Origin of the sequence: Pigmentiphaga sp. NML030171, assembly GCF_002188635.1 — a bacterium.
Taxonomy (GTDB): domain Bacteria; phylum Pseudomonadota; class Gammaproteobacteria; order Burkholderiales; family Burkholderiaceae_B; genus Pigmentiphaga; species Pigmentiphaga daeguensis.
Genome location: NZ_NINX01000009.1, coordinates 1 through 16,142 on the forward strand (window position 1 = coordinate 1; position 16,142 = coordinate 16,142).

Here is a 16,142-nt window from a genome sequence, read left to right on the forward strand (position 1 = left end):
CCGCGCGCAGCGGCATGTCGCGCTGGCTGGGCCCCATCGCCGGCATCGCCGCCGGCCTGGGCCTGGCGGCGCTGCTGTCGCACCTGGGCCTGGGCGCGGCCGCGGCCGAGTTCATCGGCAGCCTGCTGCTCATCGCGCTGGCCGTCTTTGCCGTGCTGTTCATCGTTCGCCGGCTGCGCGGCGTCGGTCAGCAGCCGGCGCTCCAGGGCGCGGGCAACAGCCGCTTCCAGCAGCGCAACGACCCGCCTGCCACCATGGCGCGCGAATCGGTGGCGCCGGTGAACGCCGCGCCGGCGGCCGCGCCTGCCGCCTCCGCGGCGGCCACGGGTGCCGCGCCCACCGGCGAGTGGGGCATTCCCAGCGATTTCGACACCGCGAATTTCCTCAGCCACGCCAAGAGCTACTTCGTGAAGCTGCAAGGTGTCTGGGACCGCGGCGACGTGAACGAACTGCGCGACCTGGTCACCGACGACCTGCTGGCCGAACTCAGCCAGCAGATCGGCCAGCGCCAGGGGCAGAACGTGACCGAGGTAGTGCTGCTGAACGCCGAACTGCTCGGCATCGAGACCGTCTCCGACGGCCACCTCGCCAGCGTCCGCTTCTCCGGCATGCTGCGCGAGGCCCCCGGCACCGAGGCGTTCCGCTTCGAGGAAGTCTGGAACCTGTTCAAGCCCAACGACGGCGGTTGGCTGCTCGCGGGCGTGCAGCAGATCCCGGTGCAGGAGCACAACCGGTAACGCGCCGGCGCGCCACCCGGTAAACTTGCGGGGTCGAACCCCGTGGAACGCCCGTCCTCGGACGGGCGTTTTTCATTGGCAGGCCGGATTGCCGGTCGATTCTCCCTACAGGTTTCCGCCTTCCATCCTATGCCCGTGTCCCTGCCGTACCCTTCCGCCGTCGCCATCCGGGCGCTCGACACGCTGCTGCTGCGCGAGCCCTGGGCCCGCGAGCGGCTGCGCCCGCATGCCGGCAAGACGGCTCGCCTGGCCGCCGGTGCCTTCAACGTGACGCTGACGATCACCCCGCAAGGCCTGGTCGAGGCAGCCGTCGCGGATGCCATGCCCGACGTGACCCTGACCGTCGATGGCGGCAGGCTGCCGGAACTGTTGTCGGGCGATGCCGCCCGCAGGATGGGGGCGGTGCGCATCGAGGGCGACGCGGCGCTGGCGCACGTGCTGGGCGACCTGGCGCGGGACCTGCGGTGGGATGTGGAGGAAGACCTGGCCGGGATCGTGGGCGACATTCCCGCCGCCCGCCTGGTCAGCACGGCGCGCGGCCTGGCGGGCGGGCTGCGCGCCGGCGCCTGGCGGCTGGCCGAGAACGTGGCGGAGTACCTGACCGAGGAAAGCGGTGCCGTCGCGTCCTCGCATGCCCTGCAAGCCTGGGGGGGCGAAGTGCGGCGCCTGCGCGACGACGCCGAGCGCGCGGGCAAGCGGGTCGAGCACCTGCGGGCCCGGCTGGCCCGGCTGGAAGCCCGCCTGGGCGCGGAGGGCTAGGCCATGTTCACCTTCCTGCGCCTGATCCGCATCATGTTCGTCAGCTTCCGCTACGGCCTGGACGAACTCGTGATCTCCGGCATCCAGCACCCCTGGACCGAGCGCCTGCTGGTCGTGATGAGGCTGGGCCGCAAGCTGCATGCGCCGCGCGGCGAGCGGCTGCGCCTGGCGCTGGAGACGCTCGGCCCCATCTTCGTCAAGTTCGGCCAGGTGCTGTCGACGCGGCGGGACCTGATTCCCGCGGACATCGCCGACGAACTGGCGCGCTTGCAGGATCGCGTGCCGCCATTCCCGTCCGAGGTGGCGATCGCCAGCATCCGCAAGGAGCTGGGCCGGCATCCGGACGAACTGTTCGCCAGCTTCGAGCGCGAGCCGGTGGCCTCGGCCTCGATCGCGCAGGTGCACTTCGCGGTGCTCAAGGACGGCCGCGACGTGGCGGTGAAGGTGCTGCGGCCCAACATGGCGCCGGTGATCGACAAGGACCTGCGGCTGTTGCGGGCGGCGGCCACGCTGATCGAGAAGATCTCGGCCGACGGACGGCGCCTGAAGCCGCGCGAGGTGGTGGCCGAGTTCGACAAATACCTGCACGATGAACTCGACCTGCTGCGCGAGGCGGCCAACTGCAGCCAGCTGCGCCGCAACTTCGCCCCGGGCGGGCCGCGCGGCGACCTGCTGATCGTGCCGGAAGTGATGTGGGACTATTGCTCGTCGTCCATCTTCACGATGGAGCGCATGCGCGGCATACCCGTCAACCACGCCGCGCGGCTGGTCGAGGCCGGCGTGGACCTGAAGAAGCTGGCGCGCGACGGGGTGGAGATCTGTTTCACCCAGATGTTCGCGGACGGCTTCTTCCACGCCGACATGCATCCGGGCAACATCTACGTGTCGGACGATCCGCGCACGCTGGGGCGCTACATCGCGCTCGATTTCGGCATCGTCGGATCGCTGTCCGAGTTCGACAAGAACTACCTGGCGCAGAACTTCCTGGCTTTCTTCCGGCGCGACTACCGCCAGGTCGCCCGCCTGCACATCGAGTCCGGCTGGGTGCCGCCCGGCACGCGCGAGGAAGAGCTGGAAGGGGCGATCCGCGCCTGCTGCGAGCCCTATTTCGACCGGCCGCTGGCCGAGATCTCGCTGGGGCAGGTGCTGCTGCGCCTGTTCCAGACTTCGCGCCGCTTCAACGTCGAGATCCAGCCGCAACTGGTGCTGCTGCAGAAGACCCTGCTCAACGTCGAAGGGCTGGGACGCGAACTGGATCCCTCGCTGGACCTCTGGAAGACGGCCAAGCCCTATCTCGAGCGCTGGATGAACGAGCGCGTTGGCTGGGCGGCGCTGCGCAACAACCTCCGGCGCGAGTCGCAGCAATGGGCGCAGATGCTGCCCGAGCTACCGCGCCTGGTGCACCATCAACTGGCCCGTCCGGATCGTTCCGCCGATACCCTGGCCGAGCTGCAGCGGCTGCGGGCCGCCCAACAGCAGACCAATCGCCTGATGGCGGTGATCGCGGCGGTGCTGGCGGTGGGCGTGGCCGTGGCGCTGTGGGCGGTCTCGAGGTAGCCCGGGGCCTGGTTCAGGATTTTCCGAAGGCTGGATCGGCGCAATCCGCATTTCCAGCCGGCGCGGCTTGCGGCAGCATGGCGCCATGGACTCCTTGCTCTCTCTCTATTCCGCGGCCAGCTGGCCCCTGATCCTGCTTATCCTGGGTACCTTCTTCGTGGCTGGCGCCGTGAAGGGCGTCATCGGCCTGGGCCTGCCCACCGTCGCCATGGGGCTGCTGGGGTTGGCCATGGTCCCGGCGCAGGCCGCGGCGCTGCTCGTGGTGCCGTCCATGGTGACCAACGTCTGGCAACTGGCCGCCGGCGGCCGCTTCGTGCACCTGGCCAGGCGGCTGTGGCCCCTGCTGGCGGGGGTGGTGGCCGGCACCTGGCTGACGGCGGCGCTGGCCGGTACGGGGTCCCAATCCTGGGCGGTCCGGGCGCTGGGCGTGGCCCTGGTGCTGTACGCGGCCTTCGGCCTGATGGCCTTCCAACTGCGCGTGCCGCCGGGCGCCGAGCGCCGGCTGGGCGCGCTGGCCGGCCTGGCGACCGGCGCGGTGACCGCGGCCACGGGGGTGTTCGTGATTCCCGCCGTGCCCTACCTGCAGGCGCTGGGCCTGGCCAAGGACGAACTGGTGCAGGCGCTGGGCATGGCCTTCACGGTCTCGACGCTGGCTCTGGCCGTGGCGCTGGCGCGCGGCGGCGCGCTGGGCTACCAGCAGATGGCGGCTTCCCTGGTGGCCCTGGTGCCGGCCATGGCGGGCATGTGGGCGGGCCAGTACCTGCGCCACCGCATCAGCCCCGCGGCGTTCCGCCGGGGATTCTTCACGGGGCTCGGCCTCCTGGGCCTGTATCTGTGCTTCTGAACCTGCCCGGGGATGCCGGCCGCGACGCTCCGGCCCCCACCGTGGCGCCCATGCCCACATGCCGTGACTCCCGCCCCGACGGACCTGGAAAGCCCTGGCCCGCTGTGCGATACTCGCGCGGTTTTGGCTTTTTTTCCCGGGTGGGCTCGGCATCATGGTGTTCTGGTTCGTCTTGCTCTACCTGCTGGTTTCCATCTGCATCGGCGTGGTCGCCGCCCGCCGGGTGTCGAACTCAGCCGACTACGCGGTGGCCGGCAGGTCGCTGCCCCTGTTCATCGTGGTCGCCACGACCTTCGCCACCTGGTTCGGATCCGAGGCGGTGCTGGGCGTGTCGGCCGTGTTCGTGCGGGAAGGGCTGGGCGGCGTGGTCGAGGATCCCTTCGGCGCCTCGATGTGCCTGGTGCTGGTGGGCGTATTCTTCGCCGCGCGGCTCTACCGGCACAACCTGCTGACGCTGGGCGACTACTACCGCGAGCGCTACGGCCCCATCGTCGAGGTCATCATGAGCCTGGCGATCATCATCTCGTACCTGGGCTGGGTGGCCGCGCAGGTCAAGGCCCTGGGACTGGTGTTCCACATGCTGGATCCCGGCGTGTTCTCGCAGACCAGCGGCATGATCATCGGCACCCTGATCGTGATGACCTACACGCTGTTCGGCGGCATGTGGTCGGTCGCGCTGACCGATTTCTTCCAGATGATCGTGATCGTGGCCGGCCTGTTCACCATCGCCTATTTCGCCACCGACCTGGCCGGCGGCGTGGGCGTGGTCGTGCACGAGGCGACCAGCCGCGACCTGCTCAACTTCCTGCCGCCCGCCACGACGCACGACATACTGTTCTTCTTCGCTGCGCTGGTCACGATGATGCTGGGCTCCATTCCCCAGCAGGACGTCTACCAGCGCGTGATGTCGTCCAAGGACGTGACGACGGCCCGGCGCGGTCCGGTCATCGGCGGGCTGCTCTACCTGATGTTCGCCTGCATCCCCATGTACATCGGCGTGGCCGCCTTCAGCGTGATGCCGGACACGGTCGGCTCGCTGCTGCAGGAGGACCCCCAGAAGATCCTGCCCACCTTCATACTCGAGCGCATGCCCACGCTGGCGCAGGTGTTCTTCTTCGGCGCGCTGCTGTCGGCCATCATGTCGACCGCCTCGGCCACGCTGCTGGCGCCTTCCACCACCTTCGCCGAGAACATCCTGCGCCACTTCCTGCCCGGCATGTCCGACAAGCATTTCCTGCGCGCGATGCGCGTGTCCGTGGTGCTGTTCGGACTGTGCGTGCTGACGTTCGCGCTCAGCACGTCCGACAGCATCTACGAGATGGTGGCCGGCGCCTACACCGTTACGCTCGTGGGGGCTTTCGTGCCGCTGCTCATGGGGCTGTACTGGCGGCGGGCGACCACGCAGGGGGCGCTGCTGTCCTCGGTAATGGGCGTGGCGGCCTGGCTGCTGGTCAGGGCTTTTGCCGCGGAGGATTTTCCGCCACAATTGGCGGGACTGCTGGCGGGTTTCGTCGGCATCTGGGCCGGCAGCCTCCTTCCCCAAGTGGTGCGGGCGCGCGAGCGGCCCGCACTGCATCCGGTCCTGTAAGTTCTGTTACAGGCGCCTTCCGCGCCACGCCCGGCCGGATCTGGAAGGAGTGTGTCATGCGGGGGTAAGACGCCCCCTGTATCGTTCGCCGACCTTCCGGCGACTTGAAACGCTCAAGCTGCCGGCTTCCATACAAGGGCCCATCATGCTGTACCCGGAACTATTCAAATCCCTGGAGTCCGTGCGCTGGGACATGGGGAAGGACGTGCCGTGGGACCAGTTCGACGCCAGTCTGCTGACCGACGAGCAGGCGCATACGATCAAGATGAACGCGATCACCGAGTGGTCGGCGCTGCCGGCCACCGAGATGTTCCTGCGCGACAACCGCGAGGACAGCGACTTCAGCGCGTTCATGTCGATCTGGTTCTATGAAGAGCAGAAGCACTCGCTGGTGCTGCAGGAATACCTGAAGCGCTTCCGCCCCGACATGCTGCCGACCGAGGAAGAACTGCACCACGTGCGCTTCGAGTTCGACGCCGCGCCCGCGCTCGAGACCCTGACGCTGCACTTCTGCGGCGAGATCCGGCTCAACCATTGGTACCGCCGCGCGGCGCAATGGCACAGCGAGCCGGTCATCAAGGCCATCTACAAGCTCATCGCGCAGGACGAGGCCCGCCATGCGGGGGCCTACCTGCGCTACATGAGGCGGGCCCTGACCGAGCGCGGCAAGGAACTGGCCGACCAGGCGCGCGCGGCCTTCGCCAAGATCGGCGTGCTGATGGCCTCGGCCAAGCGCACCTCGCAGGCGCTGCACCCCACGAACCTGCACGTCAACAAAAGCCTGTTCCCCAACGACACCGTGCAATCCCGGCTGCCCGAGCCGGGCTGGCTCGACCGCTGGCTGGACGACCAGATCCAGTTCGACCGGGAATGGGAAGGCAAGGTGGCCGACCGCATCCTGCACACCATGTCGACCCTGCTCGGCCGCAGCTTCGCGACCGTGCAGGACCTGAACCGCTATCGCAAGGAGCTGGCCGCTGGCTGAGCAGCGGCCAGTCGCGGGGCGATGCGAGGGGCTGGCGATCAGCCGAGCTGCACGGGCACGAAGATCTTGGCGTCGCCTCGCTGCACGAGCAGCGCCACGTTCTTGCCCGACTTCGCGATCAGCGAGCGAACCTGGTCGACGCTCTGTACCGGGACGCCGTTCAGCGACAGCAGCAGGTCCCCGGGCTCGATGCCGGCCTGTTCGGCCGGGCCGCCCACCTGCTCGACGACCAGTCCACCGCTGTCGCCGACGGCCATCCGTTCCTGCGGCGTGAGCGGCCGCAGGGCCAGGCCAAGCCGGCCGTGCGCGGCATCGCCTCGCGTATCGGCGCTGGCCGTGGCTTCGGCCTTGGCGCTGCCCAGCTTGGCGACGATGTCGCGCGGCGATCCATTGCGCCAGACTTCCAGCTTGACGTCCTGTCCCGGCGTGGCCAGGCTGATCACCGCGGGCAGGTCGCCCGAGGCCACCACGGGCTTGCCGTCGATCTTGCGGATGATGTCGCCGGATTTCAGTCCGGCCTTGTCCGCGGGGCTGCCCTTTTCCACGTTGGCGACCAGGGCGCCGGTGGGCGAGTCCAGCTTGAACGAGTCGGCCAGCGCCTGGTTGACTTCCTGGATGGTGACGCCCAGGCGGGCATGGTGGACCTCGCCATGCGCCACGATCTGGTCCTTGACCTTGGCCGCCACGTCGATCGGAATGGCGAACGACAGGCCTTGATAGCCGCCGGTCTGGCTGTAGATCTGCGAGTTGATGCCGACCACTTCGCCGCGCGAGTTGAATAGCGGCCCGCCCGAGTTGCCCGGATTGACGGCGACGTCGGTCTGGATGAACGGCACCGAGCCGTCGTTGGGCAGCGAGCGGCCCTTGGCGCTGACCACGCCCGCCGTCACCGTGTTCTCCAGGCCATAGGGCGAACCGATGGCCAGCACCCATTCGCCCACGCGCAGGTCGTTGGGATTGCCCACGACCACGACCGGCAGGTTGCGCGCGTCGATCTTGATCACGGCGACGTCGGTCTGGGGGTCCGAGCCGAGTACCTTGGCGCGGAACTCGCGCCGGTCGGTCAGCTTGACGGTGACTTCCTTGGCGTCCTTCACCACGTGGGCGTTGGTCAGGATGATGCCGTCGGGGCTGACGATGAAGCCGGAACCCTGCCCGCGCATCGGCACGCTATGCGTGCCGCCGCCACCGCCGGGATAGCCGGGGAAGCCGCGGAAGAATTGCGCGAACGGATCGCCGTCGTCGTCCGATACCTTGGTGGTGCCGGTCACGCTGATGTTGACCACGGCCGGGCCGTAGCGCTGCGTGATCTGCGAGAAATCGGGCGGCGTCACCGCCCCCACGGGCGCGGCCGCCTGGGCGGCCGCGGCGGAGACCGGCATGGCCTGCGTCGTGGAGACGCGCTGGAACGCGGTGGCGCCGGCTACGCCGAACACGCCGGCGGCAACCAGCGCGACGGCCAGATGCGTAGCGGAGAATTTGCGGGTGTTCATGGTGGGCTCCTCTGCCAGGTGATGGAACATGGCGTCATGGTGGAGCGCTTGTCTTAAATGGAGCTTAAGGGGCTCCCCCCTACGCGCTTCGCGCGCCCCCCAGGGGGCGATGCGGGTGGACCGGCGGAGCCGGATCCACCGCATCCTGGGTCTAGTACCGCGGTCTTGGGATGTGGCGCCGGTGCTTCGCTGGCTGCCAGCGGTAGCAACCGTGCTTCAGTTCAAGATAGTTTCCCGAGACCCAGGAAACCGCGGATCTGGCTTTGCCAGTCCGCCGGTTTCGCCCCCTTGAGGGGGCCCGCGCAAGCGGGTAGGGGGTGGGCTTCCCTTGCGCGCGTCAGCGCGTAGGGGAGGGAAACAGCACCCTCGCGCGCAGGCCGCCCAGGGGGGAGTCCAGGAGTTCTATCGTGGCGTGGTGGCGGTCGGCGATGGCCTTGACGATGGCCAGGCCCAGGCCGCTGCCGGGTGTGTCGGCGGTGTGGGCGCGGTAGAAGCGGTCGAAGACGCGGCCGCGTTCGATCTGGGGGATGCCGGGGCCGTTGTCGTCCACGTCCAGCGTGACGCCCTGCGGGCCAGTCGAGAGCCGGACGTCGACGCGTCCGGATTCGGGGGCGTATTTGACGGCGTTTTCCAGCAGGTTGCGCACCAGCAGGACCAGGGCTTCGTCCTGGCCCGCGATACGCGCGCTGGCGGCGCCTTCCATGCCGAGGTCCACCCCGCGCGCGTGGGCCTGGGGCAGGATGTCGGCCAGCGCGGTGCGCACGACGTCGCCCAGGTCCACCGCCGCGAGCGCCGGCCCTTGCGCTTCCTGGCGCGCCAGCGAGAGCAACTGCTCGACCAGCCGGGTGGCGCGGTCTATGCCGGCCGCCAGCCGGGTCACCGCCACCTGGCGGGTGGCGTCGTCCTGGGCGCGGCGCAGCGATTGCAGCTGCAGCTTGAGCGCCGCCAGCGGCGAGCGCAGTTCGTGCGCGGCGTCGCCCACGAATTGTTTCTGCGCGTCGAAGGCCTGGCGGACGCGGCCGAGCAGCAGGTTGAGTTCGTGGACCAGGGGCCGGACTTCGTCGGGCAGGCCGGCCTCGCTGACGGGCGACAGGTCGTCGGCCTGGCGCGAGGCGACCTGGCGGCGCGTGCGATCCACCGGGCCGAGCGAGAGGCTGATCACCCACCAGACGACCAGCATCAGCAGCGGCGCCATGGCCGCGATGGGCCAGATGGTGCGCAGCGCGAGCGTGCGCGCCGTGCCGGTGCGCACGCGCACGTCCTGGGCGACCTGGATGATCTGCAGCGGCGCCTCCATCGAGTACATGCGGTAGGTGGCGCCGTCGGCCTCGACGGTGGAGAAGCCCAGGACGACGCGGTCGGGCAGCACGAGCTTGGGCGTGGAGCGGAACAGGCGCACGCCATCCGGCGTCCAGATCTGGATGATGAGGTCGCGCGCGGCCGGGTCGTCCAGCAGTCCGCCTTCCGGCCCGGTGCTGAACAGCGGATTGCCGTTGCCCAGCGCCAGCGCGGTGCGCTGCAGCTGGTAGTCGAAGATCTCGTCGGTCTGGACCAGCGCGCCGCGATAGGCGATGGCGCCTTGTACCAGCGCGGCCAGGAAGATGGCGGCCAGCAGGAAGGCCAGCAGGCGCGCGCGCAGGGAGTGGCCGGGCAGGAGTTTCATGATTTGGGAATGACGTAGCCCACGCCGCGCACGGTCTGGATGAACTGCGTGCCCAGTTTCTTGCGCAGGCCGTGGATGTAGACCTCGACCGCGTTGCTGCTGATCTCGTCCTTCCAGCTGTAGAGCTTTTCTTCCAGCTGGGCGCGCGACAGGATCAGGCCCGGCCGCGCCAGCAGGGGTTCGAGCACCGCCCATTCCTTGGCGGTGAGCGTGACGGGCTGGCCGTTGACGGTGGCGGTGTGCGTGGCGGGATCGAGGACGACGCCGTCGTGTTCGTACAGCGGTTCGGCCCGGCCCGCGCTGCGGCGGATCAGCGCGCGGATGCGGGCCAGGATCTCGTCCACGTCGTACGGCTTGACGACGTAGTCGTCGGCGCCGGCGTCCAGGCCGGCGATGCGCTGGTCGATGGCGTCGCGCGCCGTGGCGATGATGACGGGGATGCGGGCCTTGCGCGCGCGCAGTTCGCGCAGCACGTCCAGGCCATCGCCATCGGGCAGGCCCAGGTCGAGCAGCACGAGGTCATAGGCCTCGGTGCGCAGCGCGGTGTCCGCGCTGCCGGCGTTCTTGACCCAGTCGACCGCGTAGTGTTCGGCGCGCAGGACGTCCAGCACGCTCTCGCCTATCATCGGATCGTCTTCGACCAGCAGCAGTCGCATCGCATTTCCTCGTCCCGGGCAGGTCCCGGCCATGGACGCGCACAGTGTATCGCCCCGTGCGCGCGCCGCCGCCCGCTACCTCTACAATGGGCCGTTCCACCCTTTCCGTGCCGCCAGACCGTGCCAGCCCGTTTCGAATCCAAGATACTCAGTCCCGCCGCATGCGCGGCCGCCCGCGCGGCCTGGCCGCGCCCGCTGGTCTTCACCAACGGGGTGTTCGACATCCTGCACCGCGGCCACGTCACCTACCTGGACGCCGCCGCGCAACTGGGCGCGATGCTGGTGGTGGCGGTGAACACCGATGCCTCGGCGCGCCGCCTGGGCAAGGGGCCGGACCGGCCGCTGAACAGCCAGGACGACCGCGCGGCGCTGCTGGCGGCGCTGGCCTCGGTGGACGTGGTGACGTGGTTCGACCAGGACACGCCGCTGGAGCTGATCGGCCAGTTGCGGCCCGACCTGATCGTCAAGGGCGGGGACTACGACATGGACAAGCTGCCCGAGACCGCGCTGGTGCGCAGTTGGGGTGGCGACGCGGTGGCCATCGACTTCGAGCACGACCGTTCCACCACCAAGCTCGTGCAGCGCATCCGGACGCGCTGAGCGCCGTCAGCGGCAGTCGCGCACCGTGGGGCGGTCGAACAGGTTGCGCGCCCCTTCGATGGCGCGGCGGCCGGCGGCGGCGACGCCGTCCAGGCGCAGCCAGCTCTTGCCGCCCTGGGCGCCGCGCGCCACGACCTTGGCGTTGCGCACGCCCTGGCCCTGCAGGATCGTGGCCTGTTTCTTCGCCGCGGCCTCGGTGCTGAAGACGCCCAGCGAAATGGCGTGCTGGAGCGGGCCGCCTTCCTGGATCACGAAGTAGTCCTTGACGCCGTTCTTGCCGAGCTGGGCGGCCGCGGCCTGCGCGGCCGAGGCGCTGGGCAGCGGCGGCACGATGACCATCCATCCCTGCTTGCCCGGTTCGCGCCGCGTGCCCTGTTTCGCGGCCGGCAGGTGGTCGTTCGCCCATTTCCTGGCGATGATGAGGTCGGCTTCGCTGAACGCGCCCCATTCCACGCAGGCGAGCGGTTCGGGCGGCGCGGGCGGGCTGGCCGGCGCCGCGGCGGGGGGAACGGTCGGGGGAATCGCCGGCGCCGGCTCGGCGTTGGCCGTGGCGGCCGCGGGAATGACGGCGCCGGCCGGGGGTGTGGTTTGCGCCGCGGAGCCTGGCGCGGCATCGATGTCGGCGGCGCCGGCCGAAGGCTCGGCGTCCGGGGCCGCCGGACTGGATTGCGCCGGTTCGGCGGCGGGCGCGGGCGGCGCTTCGTCGGTGGCGTTGATGCCGGGCAGCCGGGGGACCTGTATGGTGTCGGCGCGCAGTTCCGAGCGCATCCGGGCGGGATCGCGGCCGCGTTCCGAGAAGGGCTGGCCGAACCAGCCGCGATCCAGCGCGAAGAGCGCCACGTTGGCCAGGAGCAAGACGACGAACAGGCTGCGCATGGAAAGCCGGTGGGTAGGGGGTCAGGAAGAGGGGGCGAGCCCCGATTCGGCCAGGCAGGCCAGGCCGTCGAGGACGGGATTATCGACGACCAGCACCTGGCGCGTCGAGCCGGCCGCGCGCATCAGGTGGGCGACTTCCCCGGCGATGGCGGACCAGGCGCCGCCGCTGGCCACCAGCAGCGGTTCCTGCCGGAAGCGTTCGCGCGCGGCCAGCCACTGGCGCGCCACCGCGCCGGCCTGGGCCGCCGCCACGCCGGACATGATGGCGTCGCCGGTGTTGTCGGGAAAAGGCGCGACCTGGCCGTTGGCGCGCGGCAGGCCGGCGGTGCCGGCCGCAAGCGACTGGCGCATCAGGTCGCGCCCCGGAAGGATCAGGCCGCCGACGAAGCGGCCGGAGCCGTCCAGGGTATCCACGGTGGTGGCGGTGCCGAAATGGGCCAGCACATGCACCGGGGCCGCGGCGCCGGGGGCGGCCTGGCGGCGCCAGCGGTTCCAGATCCCCACCAGGCTGAGCCAGCGATCCGCGCCCAGGCGCTCGGGGTGCCGGTAGCCATTCGTGACGCCCAGCAGACGCCGGCCTGCGCGTATCCAGTCCACCGCGCAGCCGTTGCGCGCCAGCAGCGAGGCGATGGTGCGCTCGCTGTCATCGCCGGCCACGTTCGAGCCCAGCGCGGCGCGGGGCCGCAGGCCCGCTTCGTCCAGCCAGGGCAGCAGGGCCTCGGGCACTTCCTCGTGGCGGAACGCGACCTGCAGGGACGTGCGCGGCACGGCCTGGCCCGAGGTCGCGTCGTCGTTCCGCCAGCCGAATTTCACGCGGGTGTTGCCGGCGTCGATCAGCAGCGTGCCCGCACGCTGCGCGGGCGCGTTCACCGGACTACCCTCCTGTCGCTGCGCGACATCCTCCCCGGGGGAGGACGCGCGCCCTTCGGGCGGCCGCGCGGGCGCGCTCACCGGACTACCCTCCTGTCGCTTCGCGACATCCTCCCCGCGGGAGGTCGCGCGCCCTCCGGGCGGCCGCGCGGGCGCGCTCACCGGACTACCCTCCTGTCGCTGCGCGACGTCCTCCCCGGGGGAGGTCGCGCGCCCTCCGGACGGCCGCGCGGGCGCGCTCATGCGCCGGCCGTCCGCACGGAAATGTCGCCCACGGTGACGGCGCGCAGGCCGTCGGCGGCCTGGACCAGCAGCTTGCCGCTTTCGTCCACGCCCCGGGCCGTGCCTTCGAACAAGACGTGTCCGTTGTCCATGACCCGCACCGGCAGGCCGTACAGGGCGTCCCAGCGGGCGAACCGTGCCTGGAACGGGCCGAAGCCCTCGGCGGCGTAGCCGGCGATGGCGTCCTGCCAGGATCTTGCCACCGTGGCGGCCAGGCGCGCCGGGTCGTCGGCGCCGCCGGTCTGCGCCCAGTCGGCGACCTCGCGGCCCAGCGCCTGCGACAGCGCGGCCGCGCCGCGAAGGTTGATGCCGATGCCCAGGATCAGGCCCATGCGCCCCGAGGCCGGCACGGTCACGGTCTCGACCAGGATGCCCGCCAGCTTGGCCGTGTTCCACTGCACGTCGTTGGGCCATTTCAGCGCCAGCGCGCCGTCGGCGCCGCTGCCCAGCAGGTTGCTCAGGGCCTCGCACGCGGCCACGCCCGCCACCAGCGACAGCGGCGGCAGGCGCGCGGGCGGGATGTCGGCCTGCCAGCCGCAGGAGAAAAGCAGCGCGTCGCCCGCGCGGGTGCGCCAGGGCCGGCCGGCGCGCCCGCGTCCGGAGGTTTGCGCGTGGCTGCCCAGCAGCGCCGGCCCGGTGCCGCCGCGGCGCAGGTATTGCTGGAGGTCGGCGTTGGTGGACGCGGTGGCGTCCAGCCACGTCACGGTCCAGTCCGGCAGCAGGCGCCGCAAGCCGGCGGCAAGCTCCGCGGGCGGGGCAAGCCGGGCGTCGGAGAGGGCAGAGTCTGGTGCAACCATGGGTCTTCGTCGAGGGCCGCGCGTGGAACGCGGAAACACGGGATTGTAGGCAGAGCCGGCGGATTTCGCATGCCGGAGCCCGCAAAACGCATAAACTTGAGTCATGTCGTTTACGTTTTGCTCCCGCCGCCCATGAGCACGCCGCCCGAAGGACGTGCTCCCTCCCCCAGGGAGGATGTCGCGCAGCGACACGAGGGCACCCCGATCCCCCCGTCCGCCGTGCCCGTGCCATCGGGCCTGCACGGCGCGCCGCTGGCGCGGCTGGCGCTGTCCATCATCGTCCTGCTGGTCGTCTACGCCAGCCTGTATCCGTTCTCGGGCTGGGTGGACGTCGGCGTGCCGGCGTTCGCCTACCTGCGCGCGCCATGGCCGCAATACTGGGTCGGCTCGGAGATCATCGCCAACGTCGCCGCCTATCTGCCGGTCGGCGCGTTGTTCGTCTGGGCCGTCTATCCGGCCTGCAGGGGCCTGCTGGCCGTTGCCTTGGCCACGGTGTGCTGCGGACTGCTGTCGGGTGCGCTGGAGGCATTGCAGACCTATCTGCCCAATCGCATCGCCTCGAACGTGGACCTCGCCGCCAATACCGCCGGCGCCCTGCTGGGCGCGCTGGCCGGCACCGCCACGGCCTCCTGGCTGATCGGCCATGGCGCGCTGGCGCGCTGGCGCCAGCGGTGGTTCCGCCCCGAGGCCGGCCCTGCGCTGATCCTGGCGATGCTGTGGGTGTTCATGCAGATCCCGCGCCAGCCCATGCTGTTCGGCACCGGCGAGCTGTGGCTGCTGCTGGGCGACTGGGCCGCGCTGCCATCGGACGTGGTGGGCTTCCTGTGGTCGCCCGAGCCGGCGCAGCGCATCGTTGCCGAACAGATCTGCACCGCCGCCGCGGTGGTGGGGGCCGCGATGCTGCTCCTGCACGTGGCGCGCCCGGTGCCGGCGCGCGGTATCCTTCCTCTCGTGCTGGTCGCCTGCGCCGTGCTGGCGAAGGCGGCCCTGCAGCCCCTGGCCGTCCCCGGGCAGGCGCCTGGCGCGTGGGTCACCGCCGGGGCCGCCGTGGGCACGGCGGCCGGACTGCTGCTGGCGACGGGCATGGCCTACCTGAAACCGGCCTGGCAGCGGGCCCTGGGCATCACGGCGCTGTGCGTGCAACTGGGCATCGTCAACCTGTTTCCGTCCGACCAGTATTTCGACATGACGACCGCGATGGCCCGCACGGGCTGGCTGCACCTGGAGTCGCTCACGCTCGGCCTGTCCGTGATCTGGCCGCTGGCGGCCCTCTTTTTCCTGGCCCGGCGGCGTTCCGCCTGACCACCCGAAGTCCCCATTCCTTTGCGAGCCGGTATGGAGTCCTACTACAAACACCACGTCTTCTTCTGCCTGAACGAGCGCGGGGCCGATGCCCCCCGGCCCAGCTGTGCGCGCCAGGGTGCGCAAGCCATGCAGGACTACGCCAAGAAACGCATCAAGCAGCTGGGGCTGGCCGGCAAGGGCGAGATCCGCATCAACAAGGCGGGCTGCCTGGATCGCTGCGAGGAAGGCCCCGTGCTGGTGGTCTATCCCGAGGGCGTCTGGTACACCTACGTGGACCAGAGCGACATCGACGAGATCATCGACTCGCACCTGGTGCGGGGCGAGCCGGTCGAACGCCTGAGGATCTGAGGTTCGCATGGCCATCACCACGGAACACCTGGTCCTGGAGGGCGGCGCCGGTGCCGTCGATTGCGCGCTCGATATTCCCGAAGGCGGCCTGGAATCCGCGCGCGGGTGGGCGCTGGTCCTGCATCCGCATCCGCTGTTCGGCGGCACGCGCGACAACAAGGTGGTCACCACGATCGCTCGCGCCTGCCTCCAGCAGGGGCTGGCGGCGCTGCGGCCCAACTTCCGGGGCGTGGGCGCATCGGCGGGGGAATTCGACAACGGCCAGGGCGAAGCCGCCGACATGCTGGGCGTGGTGGACCAGTTCCGCGACCGTTACCCGGCCCTGGCCGGCGGGCGCTTCGTGCTGGGCGGATTCTCGTTCGGCAGCGCGGTGGCCAGCCAGGTCCACGCCGGCTGCGGACCGCGGAGCGAGCGCGGGCTGGACATCGCGGGCCTGGTGCTGCTGGGGACCGCGGCCAGCCGGTTTTCCGTGGCCAGCGTGCCGGAAGACACCCTGGTCATTCACGGCGAACAGGACGATACCGTGCCGCTGCAATCCGTCATGGACTGGGCGCGCCCGCAAAGCCTTCCGGTAACGGTCATCCCCGGCTCGGGCCACTTCTTCCACGGCAACCTGGTGGTCGTGAAGCGGCTGGTGCTGGCCTACCTGGCCCGGGTCCTGGGATGACCGCCGCGATGCGATCCAGCTGTAGCATTCGGTTGCATCAGGTGTCCGGCACCGCGTCGCCGGCCCGGCGGCCCGGGTGCCTATAATCACGTTTTCCACCCCGCATCGCGGGGCG

Annotated in this window: 16 protein-coding genes; 10 read left to right on the plus strand and 6 right to left on the minus strand. The window is 70.5% G+C overall.

From position 1 onward, the window contains the following. From CDO46_RS01295 to CDO46_RS01320, 6 genes are all read left to right on the plus strand, one after another. The coding region (locus tag CDO46_RS01295; protein WP_140416817.1) for a Tim44 domain-containing protein at window positions 1–737 on the plus strand (737 nt) is incomplete at its 5' end. 135 nt (window positions 738–872) lie between these two features. Then, window positions 873–1,496 carry an SCP2 domain-containing protein gene (locus CDO46_RS01300; RefSeq protein ID WP_176400631.1) on the plus strand — a complete coding sequence of 208 codons (624 nt, stop codon included), beginning with the start codon at window positions 873–875 and terminating at the stop codon, window positions 1,494–1,496. 3 nt (window positions 1,497–1,499) lie between these two features. Further along, entirely contained in the window at window positions 1,500–3,053 is a 1,554-nt protein-coding gene (ubiB, locus tag CDO46_RS01305) for a ubiquinone biosynthesis regulatory protein kinase UbiB (RefSeq protein ID WP_087836771.1), read from the plus strand. An 85-nt stretch (window positions 3,054–3,138) separates the two neighbouring features. After that, on the plus strand, window positions 3,139–3,897 hold the full coding sequence (locus tag CDO46_RS01310; protein ID WP_087836821.1) for a sulfite exporter TauE/SafE family protein: 759 nt from the start codon (window positions 3,139–3,141) through the stop codon (window positions 3,895–3,897). Between the two features lie 154 nt (window positions 3,898–4,051). After that, complete coding sequence (locus tag CDO46_RS01315) at window positions 4,052–5,485, plus strand: sodium:solute symporter family protein (RefSeq protein ID WP_087836772.1); 1,434 nt, start codon at window positions 4,052–4,054, stop codon at window positions 5,483–5,485. 145 nt (window positions 5,486–5,630) lie between these two features. Further along, window positions 5,631–6,470: a ferritin gene (locus CDO46_RS01320; RefSeq protein WP_087836773.1), complete on the plus strand. Its 840-nt coding sequence runs from the start codon at window positions 5,631–5,633 to the stop codon at window positions 6,468–6,470. 38 nt (window positions 6,471–6,508) lie between these two features. Here CDO46_RS01320 and CDO46_RS01325 read toward each other — a convergent pair whose 3' ends face one another. The 3 genes from CDO46_RS01325 to CDO46_RS01335 form a co-directional block, all read right to left on the minus strand. Next, window positions 6,509–7,963 (minus strand): DegQ family serine endoprotease, encoded by a 1,455-nt coding sequence (locus tag CDO46_RS01325; protein WP_087836774.1) that lies wholly within the window; start codon window positions 7,961–7,963, stop codon window positions 6,509–6,511. A gap of 337 nt (window positions 7,964–8,300) precedes the next feature. After that, window positions 8,301–9,626 carry an ATP-binding protein gene (locus CDO46_RS01330; protein ID WP_087836775.1) on the minus strand — a complete coding sequence of 442 codons (1,326 nt, stop codon included), beginning with the start codon at window positions 9,624–9,626 and terminating at the stop codon, window positions 8,301–8,303. Then, window positions 9,623–10,282 carry a response regulator gene (locus CDO46_RS01335; RefSeq protein WP_087836776.1) on the minus strand — a complete coding sequence of 220 codons (660 nt, stop codon included), beginning with the start codon at window positions 10,280–10,282 and terminating at the stop codon, window positions 9,623–9,625. Before CDO46_RS01335 ends, CDO46_RS01330 begins: the two co-directional genes overlap by 4 nt. Before the next feature lie 120 nt (window positions 10,283–10,402). Here CDO46_RS01335 and rfaE2 point away from each other — a divergent pair, with 120 nt between their 5' ends. Continuing rightward, complete coding sequence (rfaE2, locus tag CDO46_RS01340; RefSeq protein WP_087836777.1) at window positions 10,403–10,882, plus strand: D-glycero-beta-D-manno-heptose 1-phosphate adenylyltransferase; 480 nt, start codon at window positions 10,403–10,405, stop codon at window positions 10,880–10,882. Between the two features lie 6 nt (window positions 10,883–10,888). Here rfaE2 and CDO46_RS01345 read toward each other — a convergent pair whose 3' ends face one another. The 3 genes from CDO46_RS01345 to CDO46_RS01355 all read right to left on the minus strand — a co-directional run bounded on the left by CDO46_RS01345 (window position 10,889) and on the right by CDO46_RS01355 (window position 13,707). Further along, a complete protein-coding gene (locus CDO46_RS01345; protein WP_087836778.1) occupies window positions 10,889–11,758 on the minus strand; it encodes an SPOR domain-containing protein in 870 nt (289 codons plus the stop codon). 21 nt (window positions 11,759–11,779) lie between these two features. Further along, entirely contained in the window at window positions 11,780–12,628 is an 849-nt protein-coding gene (locus CDO46_RS01350; protein WP_176400632.1) for a type III pantothenate kinase, read from the minus strand. Window positions 12,629–12,867: 239 nt separating this feature from the next. Further along, window positions 12,868–13,707: a biotin--[acetyl-CoA-carboxylase] ligase gene (locus CDO46_RS01355; RefSeq protein ID WP_176400633.1), complete on the minus strand. Its 840-nt coding sequence runs from the start codon at window positions 13,705–13,707 to the stop codon at window positions 12,868–12,870. Between the two features lie 219 nt (window positions 13,708–13,926). Between CDO46_RS01355 and CDO46_RS01360 the strand changes: the two genes are divergently transcribed. Genes CDO46_RS01360 through CDO46_RS01370 form a run of 3 tightly spaced genes read left to right on the plus strand, consistent with a single transcriptional unit; the run spans window position 13,927 to window position 16,027 of the window. Further along, on the plus strand, window positions 13,927–15,009 hold the full coding sequence (locus CDO46_RS01360; protein ID WP_165963025.1) for a VanZ family protein: 1,083 nt from the start codon (window positions 13,927–13,929) through the stop codon (window positions 15,007–15,009). Between the two features lie 33 nt (window positions 15,010–15,042). Further along, window positions 15,043–15,360, plus strand: a complete 318-nt coding sequence (locus CDO46_RS01365; protein ID WP_087836781.1) for a ferredoxin — start codon at window positions 15,043–15,045, stop codon at window positions 15,358–15,360. A 7-nt stretch (window positions 15,361–15,367) separates the two neighbouring features. Beyond that, the gene (locus CDO46_RS01370) at window positions 15,368–16,027 is read left to right on the plus strand and encodes an alpha/beta hydrolase (RefSeq protein WP_087836782.1); all 660 of its coding nucleotides are present in this window, start codon (window positions 15,368–15,370) and stop codon (window positions 16,025–16,027) included. Window positions 16,028–16,142 lie beyond the last annotated feature (115 nt).

Bases quoted from the DNA above. Each gene is read 5' to 3' on its own strand.
- CDO46_RS01315 (WP_087836772.1), top strand. From the start codon at position 4,052: ATGGTGTTCTGGTTCGTCTTGCTCTACCTGCTGGTTTCCATCTGCATC.
- CDO46_RS01310 (WP_087836821.1), top strand. From the start codon at position 3,139: ATGGACTCCTTGCTCTCTCTCTATTCCGCGGCCAGCTGGCCCCTGATC.
- CDO46_RS01355 (WP_176400633.1), bottom strand. From the start codon at position 13,707: ATGGTTGCACCAGACTCTGCCCTCTCCGACGCCCGGCTTGCCCCGCCC.
- CDO46_RS01335 (WP_087836776.1), bottom strand. From the start codon at position 10,282: ATGCGACTGCTGCTGGTCGAAGACGATCCGATGATAGGCGAGAGCGTG.
- CDO46_RS01330 (WP_087836775.1), bottom strand. From the start codon at position 9,626: ATGAAACTCCTGCCCGGCCACTCCCTGCGCGCGCGCCTGCTGGCCTTC.
- CDO46_RS01325 (WP_087836774.1), bottom strand. From the start codon at position 7,963: ATGAACACCCGCAAATTCTCCGCTACGCATCTGGCCGTCGCGCTGGTT.
- ubiB (WP_087836771.1), top strand. From the start codon at position 1,500: ATGTTCACCTTCCTGCGCCTGATCCGCATCATGTTCGTCAGCTTCCGC.
- CDO46_RS01365 (WP_087836781.1), top strand. From the start codon at position 15,043: ATGGAGTCCTACTACAAACACCACGTCTTCTTCTGCCTGAACGAGCGC.
- CDO46_RS01345 (WP_087836778.1), bottom strand. From the start codon at position 11,758: ATGCGCAGCCTGTTCGTCGTCTTGCTCCTGGCCAACGTGGCGCTCTTC.
- CDO46_RS01370 (WP_087836782.1), top strand. From the start codon at position 15,368: ATGGCCATCACCACGGAACACCTGGTCCTGGAGGGCGGCGCCGGTGCC.
- CDO46_RS01320 (WP_087836773.1), top strand. From the start codon at position 5,631: ATGCTGTACCCGGAACTATTCAAATCCCTGGAGTCCGTGCGCTGGGAC.